The sequence below is a fragment of the Mesorhizobium sp. M7A.F.Ca.MR.362.00.0.0 genome (assembly GCF_004023175.1).
GTDB lineage: Bacteria > Pseudomonadota > Alphaproteobacteria > Rhizobiales > Rhizobiaceae > Mesorhizobium.
The window spans coordinates 28,453-34,787 of sequence record NZ_RZTF01000018.1 but is presented as its reverse complement, the minus strand read 5'-3'; the positions used below and the strand labels follow the sequence as shown (position 1 = coordinate 34,787).

At 61.2% G+C, this 6,335-nt stretch carries 6 protein-coding genes and 1 pseudogene; 3 read left to right on the top strand and 4 right to left on the bottom strand.

The genetic code is table 11. From position 1 onward, the window contains the following. The 3 genes and pseudogenes from EOC06_RS04785 to EOC06_RS04775 form a co-directional block, all read left to right on the top strand. On the top strand, positions 1-680 hold a 680-nt coding region (locus tag EOC06_RS04785; protein WP_245469336.1), incomplete at its 5' end, for a class II aldolase/adducin family protein. A gap of 38 nt (positions 681-718) precedes the next feature. After that, positions 719-1,432: a haloacid dehalogenase type II gene (locus tag EOC06_RS04780; RefSeq protein WP_128307210.1), complete on the top strand. Its 714-nt coding sequence runs from the start codon at positions 719-721 to the stop codon at positions 1,430-1,432. A gap of 145 nt (positions 1,433-1,577) precedes the next feature. After that, positions 1,578-2,629: pseudogene (locus tag EOC06_RS04775) on the top strand (GlxA family transcriptional regulator). 95 nt (positions 2,630-2,724) lie between these two features. Here EOC06_RS04775 and EOC06_RS04770 read toward each other — a convergent pair. The 4 genes from EOC06_RS04770 to EOC06_RS04755 all read right to left on the bottom strand — a co-directional run. Then, positions 2,725-4,161 carry an MFS transporter gene (locus EOC06_RS04770; protein ID WP_128307209.1) on the bottom strand — a complete coding sequence of 479 codons (1,437 nt, stop codon included), beginning with the start codon at positions 4,159-4,161 and terminating at the stop codon, positions 2,725-2,727. Between the two features lie 211 nt (positions 4,162-4,372). Next, positions 4,373-4,852 (bottom strand): DUF992 domain-containing protein, encoded by a 480-nt coding sequence (locus tag EOC06_RS04765; RefSeq protein ID WP_023810132.1) that lies wholly within the window; start codon positions 4,850-4,852, stop codon positions 4,373-4,375. A gap of 93 nt (positions 4,853-4,945) precedes the next feature. Then, complete coding sequence (locus EOC06_RS04760; protein ID WP_127290636.1) at positions 4,946-5,422, bottom strand: DUF992 domain-containing protein; 477 nt, start codon at positions 5,420-5,422, stop codon at positions 4,946-4,948. Between the two features lie 202 nt (positions 5,423-5,624). Further along, the coding region (locus tag EOC06_RS04755; RefSeq protein WP_245469335.1) for a tetratricopeptide repeat protein at positions 5,625-6,335 on the bottom strand (711 nt) is incomplete at its 5' end.

Sequence of the window (6,335 nt, the reverse complement as noted above, 5' to 3'; positions counted from 1 at the left end):
TGTCAGCCCAGTTCGATTGGCATGAATCGGTGGGAAATCATTTCAGTGCCGCACTTTCCGCCGACGGGAAGAAATTCCTCATGAACCCTCGCTGGCGGCACTTCAGGGAGATTCGGGCGAGCGATCTCTTGGTTCTGAATGCGGACGACAGCGGGGTGATGGCTCGGCCTGACGCCCCAGATCCCTCCGCGTGGACGATCCACGGCTCCGTGCACGGCAGGCGGCCGGAAGTCCGGGTCATGCTGCATTGCCATCCCCCATACACGACGGCGCTGGCCGGTCTCAAAGACCCCGGCATCAAGCCCATCGACCAAAACACGGCTCGTTTCTTTGGCCAGTTCGGTATCGATCTTGGGTTCGGCGGCATGGCTGACGATGCTGCCGAAGGGCAGCGCTTGGCGGCTGCTTTGGGCAGCAAGAGAGTCATCATCATGGGCAACCATGGTGTGACCGTCACGGGACGAACGGTCGCCGAGGCGTTTGAAGACCTCTATTTCATGGAGCGCGCGGCCAAGATCCTTGTGCTCGCATACTCAACTGGCCAGCCGCTTAACGTCATGTCCGATGAACTCGCACAGAAGACGGCCGATGGCTGGCTTCCCTACAATGATCAGGCATTCGCACACTTCGACTATCTGAAGCGGCAGTTGGACCAAACCGACTCCTCTTATCGCGACTAGCCCCAAGAATCCCTGCATGATCTGCACAAGGAGAAAACGTGCGTAATATTGAAGTCCTGTTCTTTGACGTCCTGGGCACGATGGTCGACTGGCGTGGCAGCATCACGACCGAGGTCGGAGAGTTTCTGAAACGCCACAACCTCGGCCATGTGGACGCTGCTGGTTTTGCCGATGCATGGGTCGGACGCTACGACGCTTCAGTCGATCCAATTCGGACCGGCAAGCGATCATTCGTTTTGCTCGATCAGGTAAACAGAGAAAATCTCGTTGCCAGCCTCGAAGAATTCGGTTTGGCCCCTGCGTCATTCCCATCGGAGGAACTTGAATACCTCAATCTGTCGTGGCATCGCCTGAAGGCCTGGCCGGACTTGGCCGAGGGTCTTTCTCGCTTGAAGTCGCATTTCATCATCGCGCCGTTGTCCGACGGACACGCCCGGCTTCTGGTGAACGTATCGAAATACAACAATCTGCCGTGGGATTTTATTATCGGCGCCGATATGTCTCAAGCTTACAAGCCCATGCCGCAAGTCTACCTGCGGGCCTGTGAGTTCCTTGAGGTTCCGCCGGGGCATGCCATGCTGGTGGCGGCGCATGACTACGACTTGGAAGCGGCCCGCCGTTGCGGATTGAAGACCGCCTACATCGCTCGCGCCAACGCCGAAGACCCTTCCAAGGCAGGTAACCAGAAAGCACTGGACGGCTGGGACTACAAAGCGAAGGACCTGCTCGAACTCGCCGACATGCTCCAATAGCCACGCAGCACGCGTCCTCCGAGTTGGCCATCCGGCTCTAGCCCATCGTTCGACCGACAAGCCAGTCCTGTTACCGCCGCAACGGCCACCGGATGCTGCCGACACGGCATCTATGTCGACCTTGGACTAAGGCCAACTGACTTAAATGCCAGGGGAAACTGTGGCCAACTTAGACACCGTACCGCGAGATGTAGTTTTCTATCTGGTGCCGGAGTTCGATATTCTGTCGTTCGGAGCCGCAATTGAGGCGTTTCGCCTTACGAACCTGGCATTGGGCTATGAGGCTTACAACTGGAGGTTTGTCTCAGCGGACGGGTGTAACGTGAGGGCAAGCTGCGGTCTGGATATTCAGACGGTCAATTCAATTCATCGCGAGAGGTCCTACCTGGTTGGCGGTAAGCGCCCAGACAAGGTGATTGTCTGCTCTGGTCCTAATGTGGACAGGTATCGCGATCGTGCAGTGGACGCGTGGCTGCGAGAATGCAGTCATCGCGGCGTTGTTCTCGCTGCGCTGTCCTCCGGCGCTCAGGTACTGGCAACGGCAGGCCTCCTCGAAGGCCGCAGATGCGTTATTCATTGGCAGAATTTTCCTGCGTTCGTCGAACATAACGCCCGGGTTAGCGTCAGTCTGGGCATCTACGAGATTGATGGAGACATTTATACCTCGGCGGGAGGCGCCTCTTCCATAGACATGATGGCCAGCATCGTCAGCCGAGACTTTGGGGAGGATGTCTTTGCGCGGGTATGTCAACTCTCGTCGCCGATCGGGTTCGGGGAGCAGCCGCCCGGCAGCGGTTGCCTCTGTCAAAGCGGCTAGGGCCATGTAACGAGGTTGTTCTGCATGTGGTGCGGAAGATGGAAGAATATCTCGCGGATCCGATTCCAATGGGTACTTTGGCTGCCGCTACTCGTCTCTCGCGCCGGCAGCTAGAGCGATTGTTCCGGTATGAATTCGGCTGTTCGCCGGCTAGGTACTACATGAGTTTGAGGCTTGAGCATGCCGATGGACTCCTTATCCAGACGAAATTGCCGATTGTTGATATCGCTATCGCCTGTGGGTTCGTATCGGCGTCGCATTTTTCGAAGGTATACCGAGTGGCGTATGGTCGCACACCGCAGAAGACACGCATCGGCCGAATTAGTTCTTTCCGGCCGAGCATGATCCCGCAAAATGACAGAATGATACTTGCCAGCTGAAACCCCCGATTGCATCCGCCAAATTCTTGGTAGGGCTTGCGGAGGCATGTCCACCTGACGCCTGCCTCTTCCTAGCTGAGGTACTGGAGTTGTTTTTAGCCGATAGCTTCCCGTGGCTGGCCAAGCGGTCTGGAAACCCGCAAGGCCGCCAGGCAGCCGACAATGCCGAGCGGCACGAAGGCAAGAAACAGCCAGGAGGCGACATTCGCCGCCGCGTCGTGGTTCAAACCTTGCGAAAAGCCGCTGGCGTTGGCGACGATGCCGGCAAGGGCGGCGCCCACGGCATAGCCGATGCGCTGCATGGTCGGCACCGCCGCCGAGGCGATGGTCTGCTCGCCCTCCGGGGCGGAGGCGACGATGACGCGCGTCAGGAACGGCCAGGCGATGCCGAAGCCGCCGCCCTGCAACAGGGCACACATCAGGATCAGCGGGATGGAGCCCAGGGGTATCGCATACGCAAAGCCGGCGATGCCGGCCGCGATCATCACCGCGCCGCCGACGATGATCAGCCGCTCGCGCTGCGGCGGCGCGTTGGCGACCAGGATCGAGAGGATCGACCAGGCTATCGATTCGGCGGCGATGATGTAGCCGGTCGTCAACAGCGGAATGTCGTGAAGGCTGGTCAGCAACAGCGGTCCGTAGACGCCGAAGGAACAGGTCGCCACCGAAAAGGCGGCAACCATGGTCATGCCGGCGCCGACCGGCGTGCGCCATGAGAACAGCCGCGCCGGGAACAGCCGCGAACGCGGCTTCAGCGCGTCGATGGTGAAGAACAGCACCAGGCCGATGAGTCCGAGGGCCATCAGCAGCGAAGAGCGCAGCAAGGCGATGTCGACGCCGGCCGAGGCGATCAGCACCACGGCGACGGCAAGGCAGCCAAGGGCCGCGAACGGGAAGGGCGGTGCCTTGCCCGTGCTCGTCTTGGGTTTCGTCGCCTGCGGCGTGTCGAGCACGAGGAAGCTTGCCAGCGCCATGGCGGCGCCGCCGAGTGTGAAGATGCCGAAGGCCCAGCGCCATGACAAAAGCTCGGTCATGATCGCGCCTAGCAATGGTCCGCTGAAGGCGGCGACGCCCCAGATCGCCGACATGATGCCGAAAAGCTGCGGCCAGATGGCGCGCGAGAACAGTCGTTCGACCGAGACGAAGGCCAGCGACACCAGCGCACCGCCGCCAAGTCCTTCGATCAGGCGGCCGGCGAGGAACAGTTGCATGGAAGGCGAGGTGGCGCATATCAGCGCGCCTGTTGCGTAGAGGAGCGCGGCGACCACCATGTTGGTGCGCAAGGGGACATAACTCACCAGTCGTCCGGCGGCCGCGCCGGCAACGATGGCGCCGAGTTCGTAGATCGCCAGCGACCAACCGACGAGCTGTACGCCCGCCAGTTCGCCGACCATGGCCGGCATCACCGTTGCCACCATCGTTTCGTTGGTGGCGTGCAGCAGAATGCCGAGGCTGATGAAGCAGGAGCGCGCCAGGTCGCCGCTTGCCCACAATACGCGCCAGTCGACCCTGTTCGTGCTGATCTCGGTCATTTCCACCCCCGTCTTGCATATCTCGACGCCAGCGCAGGACGCCAGAAGCCAGTACGGGTTTCCGGCAGGACCATGCGAATCGACAGCGCTGGATCGAGGCGTTGTTGCGCTCGGGGCAGGCTTGTAAAACCTCAACCGGGGTTGAGCTCAAGCGGTTTTTTGAGGGCCGTTCGCGCGGATGCCCCTTCGGTTGGCGGGCTTCGTTGCGCGATCAATTCTCGGTGCTGCGCAGCTGGAATTGGCTGACGCCGATCGCGAGGTTCATGCCGGTCTGCGTCTGCAAGCTGAGCGGCTGCAAGGTGAAGGCCTGAGAGGAGCCGCCGACCAGCAGATTGGCGCCGGCGCCGACGGCGGCCGTCACCTCCGCGCTGGCGCCGATATAGTCGCCGGCCAGCGCACCCGGCGCATAGATGTTCTTCAGCGGCGTCAGCACGATCCATTGCATGACCGTCTGCTTCGTCGTGCCGATGTCGAGGCCGTATTTGTTGACGGCACCGAAATAGGCTTCCGGCGCGAAGCTTTTGTCGGCGGGGTTGAAGGTGCAGCTCAGATCCTTGCTCGAGCCGAAGATGAAGCCGGTGCCGCCGCCTATGGCGCAGTCAAGCGTACCGACTTCCATGCCTCGGTCCTGCGCCTGCACCGCTCCGGATAGCGTGGTGAACATGGCGGCAGCTATGGCTGTCTTCAGCATGATGGTTCCCCCCCCAAATCAAACGGCGCGAAACCATCCTATCTGGTTCCGCGCCGCGGGGTGAGGGGTCATGGAGCGCACGGCTCCATGCAATCACTTGAATGAGTGGATCAGCTGGAGCGAGGTCACAGCCACGGCAAGGTTGACGCCGGTCTGCGCTTGGACGCTGAGCGGCTCCAGCATGACGGCGCTGTCCAGGCCGCCAACCAGCAGATTGGCGCCGCCGCCGGTCACCACGCTCGCCTCGGCGTTGACACCGTAGTAGCTGCCGGCGAGATCGCCTCCGTCACGATCCCGGGTCGCGGCCAGCACGGCCCAGACGAGCTGGCCCTGATGCGTCTGGCCGACATCGAGGCCGATCTTGGAGATGACGCCTGTGTAAATCTCGGACGGCCCGTGATGATGAGGCCGGAAGACACAGGACACGCCCTTGTTGGAAGCGACGATATAAGCGGTGCCGCCGTCGATGGTGCAATCGAGCGTGCCGAGTTGCAGCTTGCCGGCGCTGGCCGGAGCCACCGCGAACATCGTCGTGGCGAGGGCAGCGGCGCAGGCGAGTTTCTTGATCATGGGAGGGTCCTTTCGCAAAATACTTTCAACAACGGCTTGGGTGGGTAGACCGTTCCGCTGAAAACTTGGCGCGATCAAGGCAGGGGCCGAAAGCCTCCTGCCGGGGTTAATGCCCGGTTGCGAAGTGCGTCCTTTAGGACACGCAAAGGATTCCGCGGCACTTGGATGTCACGCGGATTTGTATGGGAAGCCGAAACCGAGATCAGCTGACGCGGGCGAGGCCATCCTTGGCCGGCTGGTAGGTAGGGTCGAGGCGAACGGCTTCCTTATAGGATTTCGCGGCCTTCGCCTTGTCGCCGCGCCGCTCATAGATCAGCGCCTGGTTGGACCAGGCCTCGGCATTCCTGCCGTCGAGCTTGATCGCCATGTTGAAATCGGAAAAGGCGTTGTCCTCGTCGTTGGTCGCCAGATAGGAGAGGCCGCGGCCGTTGTAGGGCTCGGCGGCGTCCGGCGCCAGCGAGATGGCGGTCGAGAAGTCCTCGATGGCGAATTTGTGCTGGCCCTGGCTCTGATAGATCAGGCCTCGATTGTGGTAGGCGCGCGCGTCGGTCGTATCGAGCTGGATTGCCTTCTGGAAGTCGTTGAAGGCGTCCTGGGTGCGACCCGCCTTGCGGTAGAGATTGCCGCGGCCGATATAGGCGGCGTCATAGTTCGAGTTGATCTGGATCGAACGGTTGTAGTCCGCGAGCGCGGCTTCCTGATTGCCGAGGAAGCGCTGGATGAGCGCGCGGTTCGAATAGGCCTGGAAGAAATTCGGGTTGAGCTGGATGGCTTGATTGAAATCCTTGAGCGCCGCCTGGTACTGACCGCCACGGCCATAGGCCGAGCCGCGCACATTGTAGCCTTCGGGATCCTGGGGATTGCGCTGGATGACCGCCGACAGCGAGGAAATGTTCTCGCTCGACCCTTGCGC